Raw genomic sequence first — 20,151 nt, 5'->3', positions numbered from 1 at the left:
GGGTGACGCTTCCCCCTGAGCCGATCGACCGGAGTCCTTACGGCGACCACGATCGAGAGCGCTTCCTCCCCGAGCACCACGAGAACCGTCGACGTTCGACGTTCGCCAGGGACCGGGCGCGGCTCGTCCACTCGAGCGCGCTGCGCAGGCTGGCGGCCAAGACGCAGGTGCTCTCGCCGACGGCCGGTATCGACGCTGCACGCAACCGGCTGACGCACTCCCTCGAGGTCGCGCAGGTGGGACGCGAGATCGCCGGCACGCTCGAACTCGATCCCGACATCGTGGACACGGCGTGCCTGGCCCACGACCTCGGGCATCCGCCGTTCGGGCACAACGGCGAGAAGGCGCTCAACGAGTGGGCGCAGGACATCGGCGGGTTCGAGGGCAACGCCCAGACCCTCCGCATCGTCGCCCGCCTCGAGCCGAAGGTGTTCGGCCCCGACGGTCAGCACTACGGACTCAACCTCACTCGGGCGAGCCTCGATGCGAGCTGCAAGTACCCCTGGACTCGGGAGGCGGGGGCGGAGCGCGACACGGGAAAGTTCGGCGTGTACGCCGACGACCGCCCGGTCTTCGACTGGGTGCGGCAGGGCGCGCCTGAGGGGCGAACCAGCATCGAGGCACAGGTCATGGACCTGAGCGACGACATCGCCTACTCGGTGCACGACCTCGAAGACGCCATCGTTGAGTCGTTCGTCTCGCTCCCCGAACTCGACGACCTCGCCAACCGCCCGGCGATCCTGTACGCGGCCGCCGACTGGTCGGGGTCGAAGTTCTCCGAGGAGGAACTCGACGAGGCGTTCACTCGCCTGCAGGCGCAGCCCTACTGGATGCGCGAGTACGACGGGTCGAGGGTCGCGCAGGCGGGGCTCAAGAACCTGACGTCGCAGCTCATCGGCCGCTTCGCGAAGGCCGCGACGGCAGCCACGTGGGCCGCGCAGCCGGGGGAGTCGCTCATCCGGTACCGCGCCTCGCTGGTCGTGCCACGCGAGATCCGCGCCGAGATCGCGCTGCTCAAGGGCATCGTCGCGGGCTTCGTCATGTCGCTGGATGCGCGTCGGCCCATCTACGAGCACCAGCGGAAGATCCTGGTCGAGCTGTCGGACATGTTCTGGCAGACCGGCGACCAGCACCTCGACGCGGCGTTCGCCGCCGATTTCCGGGCGGCCGGTGACGACACCGAACGCAAGCGGGTCGTCGTCGACCAGGTCGCGAACCTCACCGACAAGGGCGCTCTCGTCTGGCACGACCGGCTCGCTGCGGCGTCGGAGGTGCCGTCTAGGGTGGCTTCATGGCACTGATCCGCAAGAGCGATATCGAGGAGGTTCGCTCTCGCACGGACATCTCCGAGATCGTCGGCGACCATGTCACCCTCAAGAACGCGGGGATCGGGTCGAAGAAGGGGCTCTGCCCGTTCCACGACGAGCGCACGCCGAGCTTCCACGTGCGGCCGCAGCTCGGCTACTACCACTGCTTCGGGTGCGGGGAGTCCGGTGACGTCTTCACCTTCCTGCAGAAGATGGACCACGTCACGTTCTCCGAGGCCGTCGAGCGCCTCGCGGGGCGCCTCGGGTACGCCCTCACGTACGAGGACGGCGGCCATGCACCCGACCACTCGAAGCGTCTCAGGCTGCTGCAGGCGCACACGGCCGCCGAGACCTACTACCGCGAGCAGCTGCAGGCGCCCGGGGCGGAAGCGGCTCGTGAGTTCCTGGGCGGGCGGGGGTTCGATCCGAGTGCCGCGGCCATGTTCGGTGTCGGGTACGCGCCGCAGGGGTGGGACTCCCTGTCGAAGCACCTCGCGGGCCTCGGCTTCACGACGCCGGAGCTGAAGGAGTCGGGGCTGCTCTCGACCAACGAACGCGGCTCGAGCTACGACCGCTTCCGCGGCCGGGTCATGTGGCCCATCCGCGACACCTCTGGTCAGACCGTGGGGTTCGGGGCGCGAAGGCTCTATGACGACGACAAGGGGCCCAAGTACCTCAACACCCCCGAGTCCCCGATCTACCACAAGGCGCAGGTCCTCTACGGGCTCGACGTCGCGAAGCGCGAGATCGCCAAGCAGCGCCGGGTTGTCGTGGTCGAGGGGTACACCGACGTCATGGCCGCTCATCTCGCGGGTGTCCAGACGGCGGTCGCCACGTGCGGAACCTCGTTCGGCGTCGACCACATCAAAGTGCTGCGCAGGATCATGGACGATGAATCCGCCGGCGGACAGGTGATCTTCACCTTCGACCCAGACGAGGCCGGCAAGAAGGCCGCGATGCGGGCGTTCGCGGAGGAGCAGCGCTTCGTGGCACAGACCTTCGTCGCCGTGGCGCGCGACGGGCTCGACCCCTGCGATCTCCGTCTCGCGCGGGGTAATGCTGCCGTGCGCGAGCTCATCGACCATCCCATGCCGATGTACGAGTTCGTCATCTCGCAGCAGCTGCTCGGGCACGATCTCGACACCGTCGAGGGGAGGGTCGCTGCCCTCCGGCAGGCGGCTCCGGTGGTCGCCGGCATCCGCGACCCTGCGATGAGGCCCGGCTACTCGAGGCGCCTTGCGGGAATGCTCGGGATCGACCTCGTGCAGGTGGAGCAGGCCGTGCGCGCGGCGAGGGGCGCCAGCAAGAACGCGCCGCGCGGGCAGGCGGCGACTCGGGCTCCGGCTCGTGTGCCCGACCAGCGCTCTCGACCGGGCGGGCAACGCGGTCCGTCCTCCGGTCACTTCGAGGAGGAGCCGCCGTTCCCCGACGGCGAGGGGTACGACTTCCCGCCCGACACGAGCGACTTCGGCGGCGGCGCAGTGCGCGCGGTGCGCATGAGCGACCTGCCGAACGATCCCGTCACTCGCCTCGAGCGCGACACGCTGATGGCGGTGCTGCAGCATCCGAGGCGGCTCTCCGACGAGCGCTTCCAGCAGGTCATGGCGGCGGGCTTCACGAACGCGTCGCTCTCGACGGTGCGCGATGGCATCGTCGCGACCCGAGACTCCCTGGGCTCGATGGAGTGGATCACGCGGATCGGGGAGGAAGTGCCGCAGGCGTTCACGACGCTCGTGACCGAGCTTGCCATGGCGTCGATTCCCGCGGGGAGCAAGGACGAGCAGATCGACCTGTATGTCCGGTCGCTGAGCGCATCGCTGGTAGAGCGCGACCTCCTGCGGAGGAAGGCGGAGCTGCTGGGGGCGCTGCAGCGAACGGATGGGCGTGCGGAGCCGGAGCGCTTCCGGTCGCTGAACGAGCAGCTCATGTCGATCGAGAATCAGAAGCGCGAGCTGCGCGAAGGCTAGGCTCGCACGGTGGGCTCGTTGCTCGAAGGCCGAGCGACGGGTGTTCCGGCGGGTTCGGAGAACAAAAGGGGAGACCAGGCATGGCAACGAGCGCAGATCATCAACGGGCCGTCGTCGCCGACGACCTGTCGATCTCCTACATCGAGCACGGGTCGAATCGAAAGCATGAAGCCGTCAGCGGCATCTCGTTCGAGCTCGAGCCCGGTGAGATCCTGGGCGTCGTGGGCACGGCCGGGTCCGGCAAGTCGGCCCTGGGGCGCATCCTGTCCGGCCGTCGCCGCCCCGGCAAGGGGGAGTGGCCGTTCATCACGGGCGGCACGCTCGAGGTCGTCGGCATGGACCTGCGCCACCCGTCGCGGCTCGACCGCCGGCGCATCGATCTGGACATCGGCTACCTCGCGCAGGACTCCGGCGACCAGCTGCGCAACGACCTGACGGTGGCCGAGAACATCGCGGAGCCCATCCTCTCGCGCGATCGCTCGTTCGACCGGAAGCGTCTCGGGCGAGCTGCGGCCATGCTCATCGACGCGGTCGACCTCGAGCTCGGCATGCTGGGCAAGTTCCCGTTCGAGCTGTCGCGAGGCCAGCGTCAGCGCGTTGCGTTCGCCCAGGCCCTCATCGTGGAGCCGAGCGTGCTTGTCGTCGACGAGCCTGCGCAGGGCGTCGACATCATCGCGAGGCCGGCGCTCTTCAGCTTGCTCGAGCGCATCAACGTGGCCCGTAACTGCACGATGATCCTGCTCAGCCATGATCTCCGCGCGATCGAGCGTCTGACGAAGAACGTGCTGGTGCTCGACCGCGGCTTCGTGCTTGCGCGCGGCACCATCGACCAGGTCCTCGCCGACCCGCATCACGCCTACCTGAAGCGCATGCGGGAGGCGCGCGAGTACGCCCTGACGCCCCTGCCAGGGCTCGTCGAACGCGAGACGCTCGCCGCGATGGATCTCGTTGCGGATGGCCTGTTCGGCGACCCCGACGTGGAGCAGCAGAGCGCGGATGCCCAGCGCACCGCCCGCGAGCAGCTTGTGTCCCAGCGCGCGGAGTTCGCCCGCTTTCAGACTGACGAAGACGGCACCGAGAAGGAGTAACAGCGGATGAGCGCGAGCAGCACGCAGGTTCAGCACACGGCGAGGTTGGCTGAGGAGGCGACCCTGCTCGAGGGGGATGCTCGCCCCGAATCCGGGGCAGTGACGCTGCTCCCCGAGGGCGATGCTGCCCCGTTCGCTGACGCGGTCGTCGCGAACGGCGGACGACTCGTGGACCTCGGCCCGGAGACGCGAGGGATCGTCTACCTGTCCGCATCCAAGGTGCAGGGGCTGATCGACGCTCTCGAGGCGAACCCGCAGGTCACCTGGGTGCAGCTGCCCTTCGCCGGCATCGACAACTTCGCGGCCAAGCTGAAGCCGCACGCCGAGCGTGGGGTGCTCTTCACCTCGGCGAAGGGTGCGTACGCCGAGCCCGTCGCGGAGCATGCGCTTGCGCTGACGCTCGGCCTGCTGCGCGAGTTCCCTCGGCGCCTTGCGGCGCGCACGTGGGAGAAGAAGACGGGCACCTCGCTGTACGGCAGGCACGTTGTCATCATCGGTGCTGGCGGCATCGCGCTCGAGCTCCTCGACCTGCTCGAGCCATTCCGCGTGACGACGACGATCGTCCGGGCTCGCGACCTGCCGGTTGAGGGTTCCACTCGCACCGTGACCGCAGACAGGCTCGATGAGGTGCTGCCTGACGCTGACGTCGTCATTGTGGCCGCGGCTGCGACCGATGAGACGCGCGGCCTCATCAACGAGCAGCGCCTGCGTGCCATGAAGGAGACCGCGGTGCTCGTGAACATCGCCAGGGGGCCTCTGGTCGACCCAGACGCGCTCCAGGTGGCGCTCGAGGAGTCCTGGATCGCTGGGGCCGGTCTCGACGTCACCTCGCCCGAGCCGCTGCCGGACGGGCACCCGCTGTGGACCACGCCGCGTCTCATCATCACGCCGCACGCGGCGGATACGCCCGAGATGGTGCAGCCGCTGCTCCAGGAGCGTGTGCGCCGCAACGTGGAGGCGTTCGTGTCCACTGGCCGGTTCGTGGGCATCGCGGATCCGGTTCGGGGCTACTGAGGAGGGCTTGAAGACGGCGGATTCGGGGTGCGCGCGACACGCCAGCGGCTCGATTTCGCATTCGGGCGAAGGTGTTGCTAGTCTCTTCGAGTTGCCAATCCCTGATAGCTCAATTGGCAGAGCAGCCGGCTGTTAACCGGCAGGTTGATGGTTCGAGTCCATCTCAGGGAGCAAGCAGAACCCCAGCGCTTCATGCGCTGGGGTTCTTTCGTTTCCGGGCATCTCGTGATCCTCTAGTGGGGTCAGACCATCCCGACACGAGGGCGTGCAGCGAATGAGCAGAGGCGGGTCGAGTCAGGACCGGATGAACTGGGCGCGCTCGCTGCGCTTCTCTGCTCGGGAGATCGTGGAGCCGACGTCGTTCGGCGAGGCCGCGGGCGTCATCGCGAGCGCCAGCCGTGTGCATGCCCTCGGTACGAGACACTCCTTCAGCGACGTCGCGGACACCAGTGGTGTGCTGGTGAGCCTGCGGCAAGTGCCCACGGATCTTGTCATCGACGGGCTCGCGGGGACGGCGGTCATGAGCGCAGCAGTCCCGTACGGACGAGTAGCGCCGCGGCTCGATGAGGCAGGCTCTGCGCTCCACAACGCCGGTTCCCTGCCGCATATCTCCGTCGGCGGAGCTGTCGCCACCGGGACGCACGGATCCGGGACTGCCCTCGGCTCCCTCAGCACCGCGGTGCGTGCTCTCGAGATCCTCGGTCCAGACGGTTCGCTCCGGACCATCGAGCGGGGCTCCGAAGGATTCCTCGGCGCAGTTCTCCACCTCGGCCTGCTCGGGGTAGTCACGCGGGTCACCTTGGATATCCAGCCGCGCTACAGCATGCGACAGGACGCTTACGGGCCAATGCCTTGGCGCACCTATCTCGAGAACCTTGATCAGGTCCATCGGGCTGGCTATTCGGTCAGCGCATTCACGACCTTCGACGGTGCCGTCAGCGAGGTGCTCGTGAAGTCCCGAATTCCGGAATACGAGGACGACATCGACGTCGAGGATGATCTGTTCGGATCGCCCCGCCTCCCGGGCGGGGCAGACTCCGAAAGCGTGACCGCTCGGGACGGCTCGGTGGGACCCTGGTGGGATCGGCTTCCCCACTTTCCGATCGCCTCAACACCGAGCGTCGGCTCAGAGCTGCAGAGTGAGCACTTCGTGCCGCTCCGGCATGCGACGGCCGCGCTCGAGGCGGTCCGGGCGCATTCCGCTAGCCTGCAACCGCTGCTGCACGTCTGCGAGCTCAGGACGATGGCGGGGGATGAGCTCTGGCTCAGCCCGACTCAGGGTGAGGACGTGCTCTGCGTGGCGTTCACGTGGAAGAAGCTCGCGGCGCCCGTCCTGGAGCTCCTGTCCGTCATCGAGCGCAGCCTCAGCCCGTTCGAGGCGAGGCCCCACTGGGGCAAGCTCACCTCGCTCGGCCGCGACGAATTCAACGAACTGTATGCGCGCCTGCCCTCATTCCGTCGCCTTGTCTCCGAGGCGGATGCAGATCGGAAATTCGTGTCCCCGTTCAGCGAGCGCCTTCTGGATATCTGAGGGGAATCGCAACGTGCACTGTCGCGAGAGTGTGCCGGAATGCGCGCGATACGCCACCAGTCTCTGAATCAGTACTTCCGCATTCGCGCGAGGGTCTTTAGACTCGGACACGTCGCCCGTGAAGCACCAATTGCAGAATTGCAGGAGACTCCTTGCCGAAGTCATCCACCGCCACGTCAGACACCCACCTCGACGTCCCGGGCCGGCGCGCGCGCAGAGCAAAAGAACGCCGCCGCGCCAGGCTTCTCGCCGTTCCCGTCGTCGCCGCGACGCTCGGCCTCATCGCTGCCGCGTCGATCGGCGCAGCTGCCGTCACGGGTGCGGTCGACGACGGCCAGTCGACGGTGCCGGTCGTGTCCTCGAAGGAACACGACGGAGTCACCTACACCGTTTCCGGCAGCGTTCCGGGGCAGCTCATCGGCACCCGCGACATTCCTGTCGTGCAGGGAACCGGTGCCGGATCCGCCGGTGGCACGGTGGCACCGGGCGTCCAGTGGCCCGTCGACATGAGCCTCGTGCGAATCAGCGACGGCTTCGGACCGCGCAACTCACCGTGCTCGGGATGCTCCTCGAACCACCGCGGCCTCGATATGGCCGGCCCCCAGGGCACGCGGGTCGGGACCATCGCCAACGGCATCGTGATCGAGTCCGTTCCGACCGACAGCGGCGGCCTCGGAGCCCACGTCGTCGTCGAGCACCGCATCGACGGCCTGCAAGTGCGTTCCGTGTACGCCCACCTTGTCGCAGGTTCGCCAGCGGTCAAGGTCGGCGACGAGGTCAGGACCGGACAGCTCGTGGGCCTGCTCGGCAACACCGGCGCCTCGACCGGGCCGCACCTGCACCTCGAGACCATCGTCGACGGAACCCACGTCGACCCGCAGAAGTTCCTCAACAAGTACGCGGATGGGGCTGCCGTGGACATCTTCGGCGAGGCGCCGACGTGGAACCCGCCGACGAACGATCCGTCAGAGAAGGACTACTGGGAACCGGGCGAGGATACGCCGAAGCCGCCGGCTGACCAGGTCCCTGACACGCCCGCGCAGCCCGCCCAGCCCTCGACGCCCCCGAAGGACACGACGTCGCCGGCGCCGTCTCCCACGGAGACCGAGTCGTCCACGCCGCCGCCGTCCACGTCGCCGAGCCAGGAGCCCGAGTCTCCGAGCCCAGCTCCGTCGCAGTCGCAGGAGCCAGCGGCCCCGACGCCGCCGGCGGAGTCCGAGTCGGCCGCACCTGGCCCGTCGACGGGTTCGTAGGCACGGCACTCTGCCACGGCCCTGGAAGGACCAGGCCGCGGCCTCCTCTCAGCACCATTTCTCCGGGTATTCTCGACCCCCTGGCCCTACTGTTGCTGGGGGATGCTCGTCGGCAGTTCAGCCGGTGAGTGAAGAGATCCGAGGATGGACGAGCTGTGATTCGCACGTACAGTGCTCCGCGCGCCGATTGGCGAGCGAGGTTCGACTCGATCGGCTTCACCTTCTACGACATGGAGTCCGAGGGCGGGCGGCCGTACTGGCAGGAAGAAGCGGCCTACGGCTTCTCAGGGGCCGAGATCGATGCGTTCGAGGAGGCGACGGCTGAGCTGTTCCGGCTCTGCATGGAGGCCTGCGAGCGCATCGTGCGCGATCGTCGCTTCGCGGAGTTCGGCATCCCGGTCGAGCTCTGGGACCTCGTCGAGAAGTCTTGGGACGAGGACGATCCCACCGTGTACGGACGATTCGACCTCGCGTACGACGCGGCGGGAACGATCAAGCTCCTCGAATTCAACGCGGATACGCCCACGTCGCTCGTGGAGTCCGCCGCCGCGCAATGGCAGTGGCTCGTCGAGACACGGGGTGACGGCGCCGACCAGTTCAACCTCCTGCACGAGCTGCTCGTGGAGCAGTGGGTGCACCTCCGAGTGCAGCGCTGGTTCCTCCCGCAGGGCGCGCGCCTCCATCTCGCGTCACTGCACGATAGCGGCGACGGGCAGCTCATCGTCGAGGACGCCGACACCGTTGGCTACATGGCGGAGACCGCGCGTCTCGCCGGTTTCGAGGTGAAGCAGATCTTCATGGAGGATGTGCAGTTCGATGAGGACGCCCACGGCTTCATCGACGGCGACGGGGAGCGCATCGAGCGCATCTTCAAGCTGTACCCCTGGGAGTGGATGGTGCGTGAGGAGTTCGCGCAGTACTTCCCGACCACGCGAGCGACAACCGCCTGGGTCGAGCCGATCTGGAAGATGATGCTCTCCAACAAGCAGCTCCTGGTCGTGCTCTGGGAGCTCTTCCCGGATCATCCGCTGCTGCTCGCGGCCTACCCGACTCCCGATCGACTTCGTGGCAGGGCGTACGTCGAGAAGCCGAAGCTCGGACGCGAGGGCGCCAACGTCACGATGTACGACCTCGTGGGGCGCAAGACGGCCGAGAACGGCGGCGACTACGGCGCGGAGGGCTTCGTGTACCAGGAGCGGGCCACGCTCGCGAACATCGACGGCAAGACGGTCATCGTGGGTTCCTGGATCGTGGGTGAGACGCCTGCCGGTATCGACGTTCGGGAGACCAGTGGGCCCATCACGGGCGACCTCGCCGAGTTCGTGCCCCACTACATCACCGACCATGAGGAGCGACCATGACGTACGAACCGAAGCTGCGCCGCAGCCGTGGCGTGACCCTGTCCAGAATCGCCCGCCCGTCGACGCCGAAGACCGTCGGAGCGATGGGAGTCGCGGCCGCCATGATGTTCCTCGCTGGCTGCAGCACCGTCCCAGATGATGGGGTCGTGGTCGAAGGCGCCGACGGCGAGAACTACGTGCTGCCCGATGGTGCGGAACGCCCGACCTACACGTCGAAGGAGGACTGCCTCGCCGATGTGAACGAGCAGATCCAGCTCCTCGAGCAGCAGGGTGAGCAGGTCGAGGGGGACGCCGAGTCGCTGTGCGAGTCGTCCAGCAGCTACGGAACCCACTACAGCTCCGCACTCTGGCTGGGGCCGGTGCTCTTCGCGTCCTCCCGCTGGAACAGCACTCGCGTGAGCTCGTGGGCACCCGTCACCTCCGGCGGGTTCGCGGCCCCCGGCTCCTCCGCTCACTCCGACGTCGCCCAGAAGGCCCCAGCGGGAGCGACCGTCGGCTCGAGGGCACCATTGAAGAGCGGTTTCGGGGCGACGGGGAAGTCCGGGTTCGGCTCGACGGTGAAGGGCGGCGGCAGCGGCAGCTCGACGGGCGGCTGACCTCTCTCGGCCCGGTCGCGGGGCTGGAGAATGGGGGCATGACCTCCGCCGACGTGATCCGCTACGACGACCTCCAGCCCGCGCCCTGGCAGAACGGTCTGGGGGTGACTCGCACCATCAGAGCCATGCCGGCCGGGGGCGGCTGGTCGCTGAGTATCGCGACGATCGAGCAGCGAGCCGAGTTCTCGCTCATCCCGGGAACTCAGCGTGCGCAGCTCGCGATCGACGCGGTGCGTCTCGAGATCGACGGCCGAGAGGTGGTGCTCGGCCCGGGGGAGCAGGCGCGGTTCGCCGGCACGCAGCACGTCGTCGGGGCATCCGTCGCTGGCAGCTCGCAGGTGCTGAATCTCATGTACTCCGATGCGATTCCCGCTCTCGATGTCGCCGTGGTCCGAGATGCTCGCGAGCTGCCACTCGATTCCGTGGCAGTCGTCGTTCTCGACGGCGAGCTGATCTGCGGGCCGCTGGTCCTCGCCCGCTTCGACACGGTGGTGCTCGAGGGAAGCGTCAGACCGTCGATCTCCGGCCTGCGCGGGCTGTTCGCGGTCGTTCGAGCAGCCGCGCGGAACTGAGGGTGCATTGCCATTTGATGGCAGAACCGTTTTACTAGGTGGAAACAAGCGCGGTCGATCCGCGTAACGATCCACGTCTACGGTTGCCTGCAATGAAGGAGGCACGATGGCCGAACCCTCGACCCGAACAGTCGAACGGGCGCTCTCCCTGCTCGCGATCGTCTGCGAGCACGGCAGCCTGAGCCTGGCCGAGAGCTCGCGCCTCGCGGAACTCTCACCCAGTACGTCGCTCCGGCTGCTGCGCACGCTCGAATCCTCGGGGTTCGTGAGCCGCGATGAAGCGGGTGATTTCCACGCCGGGAGCCGGATCGTGCAGCTCGGGGCGCGAGCGCTCTCGAACGACAACCTCGTGCTGCTCTGCTCGCCGGCTATGCGCGACATCGCCGATTCGACCGGCGAGTCGGTCTACCTCAGCGTGCCCGGTCACGCGGACCAGGCGCTCTACATCGCCATCCATGAGGGCACCCAGTCGGTGCGGCACACCAACTGGGTCGGACGCACTATTCCGCTCGAGGGCTCGGCTTCCGGACGGGTGCTTCGCGGTGAGAGGCCCGCCGTCGGCTACGTCACGCTCGAGAGCGGCGTCGAGAAGGACGTCACCGCGGTTGCGGCCCCGGTCGTGCTCCACGAGCGAGTCATCGCCTCGCTCAGTGTGCTGGTTCCGAGCTACCGCATCACGCCGAGCAAGGTCGAGCGCTACGGCGCCCTCCTCAGCGGCGCGGCCGCCAGCATCGAGCACTCACTCAGCGCGACCACGTCAGCGCGCCCCGGCCCTGCCTGAGCCGGCCCGGGCAGCACTCGTCCCCCTTCCTCAACTCTTTCCGGTCACCAAGGGATCACGCACATGAACGCACACGAGAACATCAGGGCCCCACGCGGGTCGCAGCTCACTGCGAAGAGCTGGCAGACCGAGGCGCCGCTGCGCATGCTCATGAACAACCTCGATCCGGAAGTGGCCGAGCACCCGGAGAGCCTGGTCGTCTACGGCGGCACGGGCAAGGCGGCGCGCAACTGGGAGGCGTACGACGCGATTGTCCGCACCCTCACGACTCTGGAGGATGACGAGACGCTGCTCGTCCAATCGGGGAAGCCGGTCGGCGTCTTCCGCACCCACGAGTGGGCGCCTCGGGTCCTCATCGCGAACTCGAACCTCGTCGGAGACTGGGCCAACTGGCCCGAGTTCCGACGACTCGAGGCTGCCGGCCTCACGATGTATGGCCAGATGACGGCGGGTTCCTGGATCTACATCGGCACGCAGGGCATCCTCCAGGGCACCTACGAGACGTTCGCGGCCGCCGCTGAGAAGCGCTTCGGCGGCACGCTGGCGGGCACCCTGACGCTCACGGGTGGCGCGGGTGGCATGGGCGGTGCGCAGCCGCTCGCCGTCACGATGAACGAGGGTGTGGTCCTCATCGTCGACGTGGACGCGAGCCGGCTCGAGCGCCGCGTGGAGCACGGCTACCTCGACGAGATGACACACGACCTCGACGACGCGATCGAGCGCGTGCTTGCCGCGAAGCAGGCCCGCGAGCCTCGCTCCGTCGGCGTGGTCGGCAACGCGGCGACGATCTTCCCGCTCCTCCTCGAGCGTGGCGTCGCCATCGACATGGTCACCGACCAGACGAGCGCGCACGACCCACTCGCCTACCTCCCAGAGGGCGTGAGCGTCGAGGAGTGGAAGGCCGAGGCAGAGCGCGACCCGGTCGGCTTCACGGAGCGCGCCCGCGCCTCCATGGCCAAGCAGGTCGAGGCCATGGTCGGGTTCCAGGATGCCGGTGCCGAGGTCTTCGACTACGGCAACTCCATCCGGGCCGAGGCGAAGCTCGGCGGGAACGAGCGAGCCTTCGAGTTCCCGGGATTCGTGCCAGCGCACATCCGCCCGCAGTTCGAGGAGGGGCGCGGACCCTTCCGATGGGTGGCGCTCTCCGGCGACCCCGCTGACATCGCCGCGACCGACCGAGCGATTCTCGAGCTGTTCCCCGACGACGAGCGACTGCACCGCTGGGTCACGGCCGCGAGCGACAAGGTGCACTTCGAGGGCCTTCCGGCCAGGATCTGCTGGCTCGGCTACCAGGAGCGGCACCTCGCCGGGCTCAAGTTCAACGAGATGGTCGCCACCGGCGAGCTCTCCGCGCCCATCGTCATCGGCCGGGACCACCTCGATTCCGGCTCGGTCGCCTCGCCGTACCGCGAGACCGAGTCGATGAAGGACGGTTCGGACGCGATCGCGGACTGGCCTCTCCTGAACGCGCTCCTCAACACCGCCTCGGGAGCCACCTGGGTCTCCCTCCACCACGGCGGCGGCGTCGGGATCGGCAGGTCGATCCACTCCGGTCAGGTCATCGTGGCCGACGGCACCGACCTCGCCGCGCAGAAGATCGAGCGCGTGCTCACCAACGACCCCGGCACGGGTGTCATGCGGCACGTGGACGCTGGCTACGAGCACGCCGCCGATATCGCGAGGGAACGCGGACTGCGGGTGCCCATGTGGGAGGGCCAATGACCGAGCGGCGCACCGCGCTCCGCGAGGTCGCCATCACCGAGAAGTCCTCCGGCAGCGAGGTCCGCCCATGAGCGTGGAGTGGGTCTGGATCGAGACCCTCGTCCGCGGCGATGAGGTCCTGCGCGCTGTTAGGCTCCGCTGCGAATCGGGGGAGGTCGTCGAAGAGCAGCTTGGTGTGCCCGCCGCCGATGGCGACCTGGTCCTCGGCACCGTCTTCCCCGCCTTCGGCAACGCGCACTCGCACGTCTTCCACCGCCTGCTCCGCGGGCGAACGCACGCAGACGGCGGGAACTTCTGGTCCTGGCGGGACAAGATGTATGCCATCGCGGGCCGGCTCACGCCCGAATCGCTGGAGCGGATCGCCACGGCCTGTTATATCGAGATGGTGGCGAGCGGATGGGGAGCCGTTGGCGAGTTCCACTACGTCCACCATCAGCCCGACGGCACGCCCTACCCCGACCACGACATGGAGCTGGCTCTCGCGCGTGCCGCCGAGACCGCTGGCATCCGCTTGACTCTGCTCGACACGTGCTACCTCGCCGGCTCGATAGGAACGGGGCTCTCAGCGCAGCAGCGTCGGTTCGGAGATGGCCACGCAGCGCGGTGGATCGCGCGGTGGTTCTCACTCCGGGAACGGCTCAGGGCCGATCATCCGCAGGTTGTGCTCGGCGCTGCCCTCCACTCCGTGCGGGCTGTGCCGACGGCCGCGATCGCAGAGATCACCCGCGCTCTCCCGGACGACGTTCCCCTGCACGTCCACCTGTCAGAGCAGGTCGCGGAGAACGAGCAGAGCCTGGCAGCCCACGGGCGCACGCCCACCGAGCTGCTCGCCGACGCCGGAGCGCTCACCCGCCGCCTGAGCGTCGTCCACGCGACGCACCTGAGCGAGCACGACATCGCGCTCCTCGGCGCAGCTGGCGTGCACGCGGTCTTCTGCCCGACCACGGAAGCCGATCTCGGCGACGGCATCGGCCCGGGCACGGAGCTCGCCGCCGCCGGCGCCCGGCTGGCGGTCGGCTCGGACCAGAACGCGGTTGTCGACCCCCTCCTCGAACTGCGCGGCCTCGAGGCCGGCGAACGGCTCCGCTCGCAGACGAGGGGACGGTTCTCGCCCGGTGAGCTCACCGAGATCGGCACGACGGCCGGGTACGCGTCGCTCGGCTTCGCCCCGCCTGCGACGCTTGGCGGGCCGTTCGACCTCGTCGAGGTCGACGCCGCCTCCGTGCGGACCGCGGGCTCGCACCCCGCACAGCTCGTGCTCACGGGAACGTCGAGCGACGTGCTCCGCACGGTGGTCGCGGGCCGGGTCGTCTATGACCGCGAGAGTGACTCGGCGCGGATGGCGCGGGCGGCCGCCGAGCTCGCCGTGCTCTCGGCGGACCCATCATCCAGCGCCGACGGAATCTCAGCAGGGAGCAGCACATGAGCGCGACGGTCTTCAGGAACATCGGCGAGCTCACGACCAACGGAGACCTCGGGGTGCTGCACGACGCGGCGCTTGTGCTCGACGGCCAGCGGGTGGTGTGGGTCGGCGCGGACGTGGATGCGCCAGCGGCCGACAGCAGCTTCGACGTGGGCGGCCGAGCCGTGCTGCCTGGGTGGGTCGATTCCCACACCCACCTCGCCTTCGCGGGGGACCGGTCGACGGAGTTCGCGGCGCGGATGGCGGGGGAGACGTACACGGCGGGCGGCATCAAGGTCTCCGTCGAACGCACGCGCGCAGCGAGCGGTGACGAGCTGCGCTCGCTCATGGCTGAGCGCATCCGCGCCGCCAACGTCAACGGCACCACGTGGCTCGAGACCAAGACGGGATACGGCCTCGATGTCGAGACCGAGGAGCGCTCCGGGCGCCTCGCGGCGGAGTTCGGTCAGGATGTGACGTTCCTCGGTGCGCACGTCGTGCCGGACGGCTGGGACGCAGACGACTACGTGGCCCTCGTGACGGGCCCCATGCTGCAGGCGGTTCGTCCGTACGTGGCCTGGATGGATGTGTTCTGCGAGCGCGGTGCTTTCGACGAGGCGCAGTCGAGGGCGGTACTGCAGGCCGGCCTCGACTCCGGTCTCGGACTGCGGGTCCACGGCAATCAGCTCGGTCCCGGCCCCGGGGCGAGGCTGGCGGTGGAGCTGGGGGCGGCGAGCGTCGACCACTGCAATTTCCTTGACGACGAGGACATCGACCGGCTCGCCGCGTCGAGCACCGTGGCCACGCTGCTTCCCGCCTGCGACCTGTCGACTCGCCAGCCGTTCCCGCCGGCTCGGAGCCTCATCGATGCCGGGGCGACGGTTGCGCTGGCGAGCAACTGCAACCCGGGAACCTCGTACACGACGTCCATGGCCTTCTGCGTCGCCACGGCGGTGCTGCAGATGCATCTGAGCGTCGAAGAGGCGGTCTGGTCGGCCACGATGGGCGGTGCCGTCGCGCTGCGTCGGCGCGAGGGTGAGCTGCCGATCGGAGGGCTCATGCCTGGCTTCCGTGCAGACCTCCAGGTGCTCGACGCCCCCTCGGTCACGCACCTGGCCTACAGACCGGGGATGCAGCTGACGCAGGCGGTCTGGCAGGCGGGCATCCGTCTCGTCTGAGCTGCGCGGCTCCGCACGATGGGGCACAGGGCTCACTCCCATCGGAGCACCAGCCGCCAGCCGTCCGGGTCTCTGCGCAGGTCGTAGAGGCACGCGTCTGCGTCGTGCCCGTCGCGACTCGCGCTGACCCGCCAGAACTCGGTGTCGAGGCGCGACGGGTCGCCCTCGCCGGCCCACCAACGCTGCTGGACCCGCCGATAGAACGACTGCGGCAGGCCATGCACGATGTAGGCGAAGCGCTCCCACCAGAAGACGGATGGGAGCTCGTCGACGAGTTCGACCTCGATGGGGTCGTCAAGCGCTGTGGTCATGTCGGAACCCTCGCAGGAGCCACCGACAATGACCGGGCGGTTCAGCCCTCGAGGTCGTCCACGCCTGGCAGCCAGCTCTTCCCCGGCCCGCCCCAGCTGCGCTTGCGCATGACCTTGAACGCATCCTTGTACCAGGGATGCTCGAGGCGGTCGGCGTAGATGATGCCGTTGAGGTGGTCGTACTCGTGCTGCAGGATGCGCGCGAACCAGCCCTCTGCCTCGATCTCGTACTGCGAGCCGTCCAGGTCGGAGGCGCGCAGCAGCGCGCGCTCGGACCTGCGGAGGGGGTAGCGCTCGCCCGGGAACGAGAGGCACCCCTCCGATTCGAGCTCGTCGTCCAGCTCGAGCAGGGACTCGGGCTCGGCCGGCGTCACGTACAACTCGGGGTTGATGGCCACGCCACGGCGCATCGTGCCATCCGCCTCCTCGTAGGAGTAGACGAAGAGGCGCTTGCCGACGCCGACCTGGGGGCCCGCGAGGCCGACGCCGGGGGCCGCATCCATGGTCTCGAACATGTCCGCGACGAGCTGGCGGATCTCATCGGTGATCTCGTCGACCGGGGCGGCAGCTTCGTGGAGGACTGGCTCGCCGTAGATGCGAATTGGGAGAGTTGTCATCCCATCAGCGTATCTTCGCGGCAACATCCCTTCACGACGCGCGCCGCACAATAGGATTGCCCATCATGACCATCGCACCCCTCAGTGATCTGGCAGTGCTTCCGGGGCTCTCCCCGGTCCAGATGATCGGCATTCCCCTCGCGCTCGTCGGCGCGGTCTTCATGTCGCTGGGCGCCATGTACCAGCACCGCGGTGTCAGCAAGGTCGAGGCGGCGAGCGGCACGAGTGGTGCTGCCGGGCTCAACCTGAAGCATCTCCTGGCGCTGCTGAGCCGACCCTCCTGGGTCGTCGGCACCGTGATGCTCGGTCTCGCAGTGGTCTTGCAACTCGCTTCGTTCGTCTTCTCGCCGATCATCGTGGTGCAGCCGCTCGGGGTCGTCTCCCTGCTGCTGACGACGCTCCTGACCGCCCGTGCGATCCGCCAGCGGCTCCCGAACGTGAAGATCTTCGCGGTGGCGCTGTGCATCATCGGCGTCGGCGCGTTTGTCACCGTGGCGGCGCTCTTCGCGAAGGAGGGGGCGATCTCCGATGAGCAGGTCTCGACGGTGCTCGTCCTCCTCGCGATCGTCGTGGTCGTCTTCGGCACGGCGTTCTTCTTGCTCCGCAAGCGCTTCAAGGCCCTCATCTACGTGCTGGGCGCCGGCATCATCTACGGCTTCGTCGCGACGCTGGCCAAGATCACGATCAACCGCATCCAGCACGACAACTTCGAGTGGCTCACCCTCATCTGCCTCGTCGCGCTGCTCGTCGCGACGGGCGTCGGCGGCTACTTCGTCCAGAATGCCTACGCCTCGGGACCGCCGGACATGGTCATCGCCGGACTCACGGTCATCGACCCGATCATCGCCGTGGCCATCGCCATCGCCGTGCTTGGCGAGGCGAGCGCTGCACCGTGGTACGCCTTCGTGATGTTCATCGTCTCTGGTGCCATCGCCGTGACGGGCGTCTTCGTGCTCGAGCGGGGGCAGACCGAGGATGAGGTCGAGGCGGTGCGCCGGAGCGCAGTGGAGGGGCGCGGTGCACTCGATCTCGAGGGTCGCCGCCACGACGCCGAGGGCCGAGCTGCGGGCACGCCGTCCGACGATGGGGACCGAGTCGAGCAGCGAATCGAGGCGCCGGGCCGCAGCGCCGCCTCGAAGCACGGGCCCGCCCGCACTATCGACCAATAGCAGAGCTTCAGCGTGTGCTGCGGCTCCGCCTCAGCGCTCGGCCAGTACCATGACGTGAGATTCCGCGAGCGACGACCACCACCTGTCGCGAGCCCAGATGAGATCGAGGTCACCACCCCGTGCCGAATGAAGGTCGTTCACCAAGCAGCACCGCCGTCGCAGCAGATGGCGAGCGGCCGCTCAAGATCCTGATCGCGGGGGACACCTTCACGCCCAACGTCAACGGTGCCGCCAAGTTCACGGAGCACCTCGCCTCCGGAATGGCCGCGCGAGGGCACGACGTGCACGTCATGGTCCCTGCCGCCAGCAGGCGTCACGGAACGTGGACCGAGCAGTACGACGGTCAGAACATCACCGCCCACCGTCTCCGTTCGCACCGCTGGTGGGCACACGACTGGCTGCGTTACGCGCCGCCGTGGCACATCCGCGCAGAGTCGCAGCGTGTTGTCGACGAGGTGCGCCCCGACGTCGTGCACTTCCAGTCGGCGGTGATCATCGGCCGCGGTGTCGCGATCGAAGCTGAGAAGCGCGGCATCCGGATCATCGGCACGAATCACCTCATGATCGAGAACCTCGTCGATCATTCGCTCCTGCCGCAGGCTCTGCGCGGGCTTGCCGCGAGCATCTGGTGGAAGGATGCGCGTTCCACGCTCGGACGTGCGACGGCCATCACGACGCCGACACGTCGCGCCGCGGACTTCCTCGAGGCCAACGGCGGCATCTCCGATGTGCTCGCGATCTCGTGCGGCATCCGAACCTCCGACTACACCTTCGACTTCTCACCGCGTGAGGCGAAGCGCATCCTCTTCGTCGGTCGCGTGACCGGCGAGAAGAAGATCGATGTGCTGCTGCGTGCCCTCACGCTGCTCCCTGGCGACGTGCACCTCGACATCGTGGGAGGCGGCGACCAGAAGAAGAACCTGCAGTCGCTCGCGAAGCAGCTCGGGCTCGCCGACCGGGTGAGATTCCACGGCTACTTGAGCGACAAGGAGCTTCGCCGCATGTACACGCGCGCCTCCGTGTTCGCGATGCCGTCGATCGCCGAGCTGCAGTCGATCGCGACGATGGAGGCGATGGCCTCCGGGCTGCCGGTCGTCGCGGCCGACGCGATGGCGCTGCCCCACCTGGTGCACGACGGCGAGAACGGCTTCCTGTTCGAGCCCAACAACAAGCGGGACCTCGCGGAGAAGCTCTCGAAAGTGCTCTCCCTCTCCTCCTCCGAGCGGGAAGAGCTGGGTCGCGCCGGACTCGACCTCGTGCGCATGCACGACATCGACCGCACGCTCGAGCTCTTCGAGCGCCTCTATCGGGGAGCCTCGGTCAAGGACGTCGCCCGCGACTCCGTCAACGAGCAGGATCACTCGCTCGACTGACCCGGGGGCGACGGCGCTCCGTCGATGCCCGCCTGCCTCACGCCGTTTCCGGCGCGGGGGCCTCTTGCTTCGCGGGCAGGGTCAGGATGCGCGCCCCGTTCGCCGTGATCGCGATGGTGTGCTCGGTGTGCGCGGTGCGGCATCCTGTCGCGCTGCGAAGCGTCCAGCCATCGTCGTCGGTGACGAGCGTGCGAGTGTCGGCCATGACCCAGGGTTCGATCGCGAGCAGCATTCCTGCGCGGAGGCGAACGCCGCGGCCGGGGCGGCCGTCGTTCGCGACGTGCGGGTCCTGGTGCATCGTCGAGCCGATTCCGTGCCCGCCGAACTCCATGTTGATCGCGTAGCCCGCGCTCGTGAGCACCGAGCCGATCGCGTGCGAGATGTCGCCCATGCGGGCGTCAGGTCTCGCGACGGCGATGGCGGCCTCGAGTGCGCGCTCGGTCGTCTCGATGAGGGCTTCATCGCGAGGGTCGCGGGTGGGCCCGACGATGAAGCTGATCGCGGCATCCGCGGCGATGCCCTCGGTGATGATCGCGAGGTCGAGCGTCAGGAGGTCGCCGTCTGCGAGGCGGTAGTGGTACGGCTTGCCGTGGAGGACCGCATCGTTCACCGCGGTGCAGATGTAGTGCCCGAACGGGCCACGCCCGAATGGCGGCTCATAGTCGACGTAGCAGGAGGTCGCGCCGGCGTCGAGGATCATCGCCTTGGCCCAGCTGTCGATCTCGAGCAGGTCGGTGCCGACTCGGACGCGAGCCTTCAGGTCCTGCAGGATCGTGCCGACGAGTCGGCCCGTTCGTGCGGCGCGCTCGACTTCAGCCTCGTTGAGGATCTCGATCATCGGGGGACGTCCTTCCGGAGGTGCTGACTCTGCCAATAAGTATCCCGGTAAAGATATACCGGATTAGTATC

The 20,151-nt window shown here is 68.3% G+C and carries 18 protein-coding genes and 1 tRNA gene; 16 read left to right on the top strand and 3 right to left on the bottom strand.

Translation table 11 applies throughout. The features are described from left to right. Positions 1 to 2 precede the first annotated feature (2 nt). The 14 genes from C5B99_RS09200 (at position 3) to hutI (ending at position 15,772) form a co-directional block, all read left to right on the top strand. Positions 3 to 1,301: a deoxyguanosinetriphosphate triphosphohydrolase gene (locus tag C5B99_RS09200; protein ID WP_258063131.1), complete on the top strand. Its 1,299-nt coding sequence runs from the start codon at positions 3 to 5 to the stop codon at positions 1,299 to 1,301. Continuing rightward, positions 1,292 to 3,274 (top strand): DNA primase, encoded by a 1,983-nt coding sequence (gene dnaG / locus C5B99_RS09195; protein WP_104241435.1) that lies wholly within the window; start codon positions 1,292 to 1,294, stop codon positions 3,272 to 3,274. Before C5B99_RS09200 ends, dnaG begins: the two co-directional genes overlap by 10 nt. A gap of 80 nt (positions 3,275 to 3,354) precedes the next feature. After that, entirely contained in the window at positions 3,355 to 4,362 is a 1,008-nt protein-coding gene (locus C5B99_RS09190; protein ID WP_104241434.1) for an ATP-binding cassette domain-containing protein, read from the top strand. Between the two features lie 6 nt (positions 4,363 to 4,368). Beyond that, complete coding sequence (locus C5B99_RS09185; protein WP_181064975.1) at positions 4,369 to 5,376, top strand: NAD(P)-dependent oxidoreductase; 1,008 nt, start codon at positions 4,369 to 4,371, stop codon at positions 5,374 to 5,376. A gap of 98 nt (positions 5,377 to 5,474) precedes the next feature. After that, positions 5,475 to 5,547 (top strand) — tRNA-Asn (locus C5B99_RS09180). Between the two features lie 103 nt (positions 5,548 to 5,650). Beyond that, positions 5,651 to 6,907, top strand: coding sequence for a D-arabinono-1,4-lactone oxidase (locus tag C5B99_RS09175; protein WP_104241433.1), 1,257 nt, complete (start codon positions 5,651 to 5,653; stop codon positions 6,905 to 6,907). A gap of 152 nt (positions 6,908 to 7,059) precedes the next feature. Next, positions 7,060 to 8,160 carry a M23 family metallopeptidase gene (locus C5B99_RS09170; protein ID WP_104241432.1) on the top strand — a complete coding sequence of 367 codons (1,101 nt, stop codon included), beginning with the start codon at positions 7,060 to 7,062 and terminating at the stop codon, positions 8,158 to 8,160. 155 nt (positions 8,161 to 8,315) lie between these two features. Continuing rightward, the gene (locus C5B99_RS09165; protein ID WP_219819630.1) at positions 8,316 to 9,521 is read left to right on the top strand and encodes a glutathionylspermidine synthase family protein; all 1,206 of its coding nucleotides are present in this window, start codon (positions 8,316 to 8,318) and stop codon (positions 9,519 to 9,521) included. Further along, positions 9,518 to 10,117 carry a hypothetical protein gene (locus C5B99_RS09160; RefSeq protein ID WP_104241431.1) on the top strand — a complete coding sequence of 200 codons (600 nt, stop codon included), beginning with the start codon at positions 9,518 to 9,520 and terminating at the stop codon, positions 10,115 to 10,117. The genes C5B99_RS09165 and C5B99_RS09160 overlap by 4 nt, the downstream gene beginning before the upstream one ends. Before the next feature lie 38 nt (positions 10,118 to 10,155). Beyond that, on the top strand, positions 10,156 to 10,689 hold the full coding sequence (locus tag C5B99_RS09155) for a HutD family protein (protein WP_104241430.1): 534 nt from the start codon (positions 10,156 to 10,158) through the stop codon (positions 10,687 to 10,689). A gap of 106 nt (positions 10,690 to 10,795) precedes the next feature. Next, the gene (locus C5B99_RS09150; protein ID WP_104241429.1) at positions 10,796 to 11,470 is read left to right on the top strand and encodes an IclR family transcriptional regulator; all 675 of its coding nucleotides are present in this window, start codon (positions 10,796 to 10,798) and stop codon (positions 11,468 to 11,470) included. Positions 11,471 to 11,533: 63 nt separating this feature from the next. Beyond that, positions 11,534 to 13,192, top strand: coding sequence for a urocanate hydratase (hutU, locus tag C5B99_RS09145; protein WP_104241428.1), 1,659 nt, complete (start codon positions 11,534 to 11,536; stop codon positions 13,190 to 13,192). 67 nt (positions 13,193 to 13,259) lie between these two features. After that, the gene (locus tag C5B99_RS09140; protein WP_104241427.1) at positions 13,260 to 14,618 is read left to right on the top strand and encodes a formimidoylglutamate deiminase; all 1,359 of its coding nucleotides are present in this window, start codon (positions 13,260 to 13,262) and stop codon (positions 14,616 to 14,618) included. Further along, positions 14,615 to 15,772: an imidazolonepropionase gene (gene hutI, locus C5B99_RS09135; RefSeq protein ID WP_104241426.1), complete on the top strand. Its 1,158-nt coding sequence runs from the start codon at positions 14,615 to 14,617 to the stop codon at positions 15,770 to 15,772. Before C5B99_RS09140 ends, hutI begins: the two co-directional genes overlap by 4 nt. Positions 15,773 to 15,804: 32 nt before the next feature. Here the strand turns inward: hutI and C5B99_RS09130 are convergent, their stop codons facing one another. After that, complete coding sequence (locus tag C5B99_RS09130; RefSeq protein WP_104241425.1) at positions 15,805 to 16,083, bottom strand: hypothetical protein; 279 nt, start codon at positions 16,081 to 16,083, stop codon at positions 15,805 to 15,807. Between the two features lie 41 nt (positions 16,084 to 16,124). Further along, entirely contained in the window at positions 16,125 to 16,700 is a 576-nt protein-coding gene (gene def, locus C5B99_RS09125; protein WP_104241424.1) for a peptide deformylase, read from the bottom strand. Between the two features lie 65 nt (positions 16,701 to 16,765). Here def and C5B99_RS09120 point away from each other — a divergent pair, with 65 nt between their 5' ends. Together C5B99_RS09120 and C5B99_RS09115 are read left to right on the top strand one after the other, a co-directional pair. After that, positions 16,766 to 17,869, top strand: a complete 1,104-nt coding sequence (locus C5B99_RS09120) for a DMT family transporter (RefSeq protein ID WP_104241423.1) — start codon at positions 16,766 to 16,768, stop codon at positions 17,867 to 17,869. Between the two features lie 119 nt (positions 17,870 to 17,988). Beyond that, a complete protein-coding gene (locus C5B99_RS09115; RefSeq protein WP_258063130.1) occupies positions 17,989 to 19,242 on the top strand; it encodes a glycosyltransferase in 1,254 nt (417 codons plus the stop codon). A gap of 37 nt (positions 19,243 to 19,279) precedes the next feature. On the opposite strand, the gene map is transcribed toward C5B99_RS09115, so the two are convergent. Continuing rightward, positions 19,280 to 20,080, bottom strand: a complete 801-nt coding sequence (gene map / locus C5B99_RS09110) for a type I methionyl aminopeptidase (RefSeq protein WP_104241422.1) — start codon at positions 20,078 to 20,080, stop codon at positions 19,280 to 19,282. Between the last annotated feature and the right edge of the window lie 71 nt (positions 20,081 to 20,151).

This window comes from Pseudoclavibacter sp. Z016 (assembly GCF_002931215.1).
GTDB lineage: Bacteria > Actinomycetota > Actinomycetes > Actinomycetales > Microbacteriaceae > Pseudoclavibacter.
The sequence above is the reverse complement of the archived record's forward strand: the minus strand, read 5'-3'. Positions and strand labels throughout refer to the sequence as shown.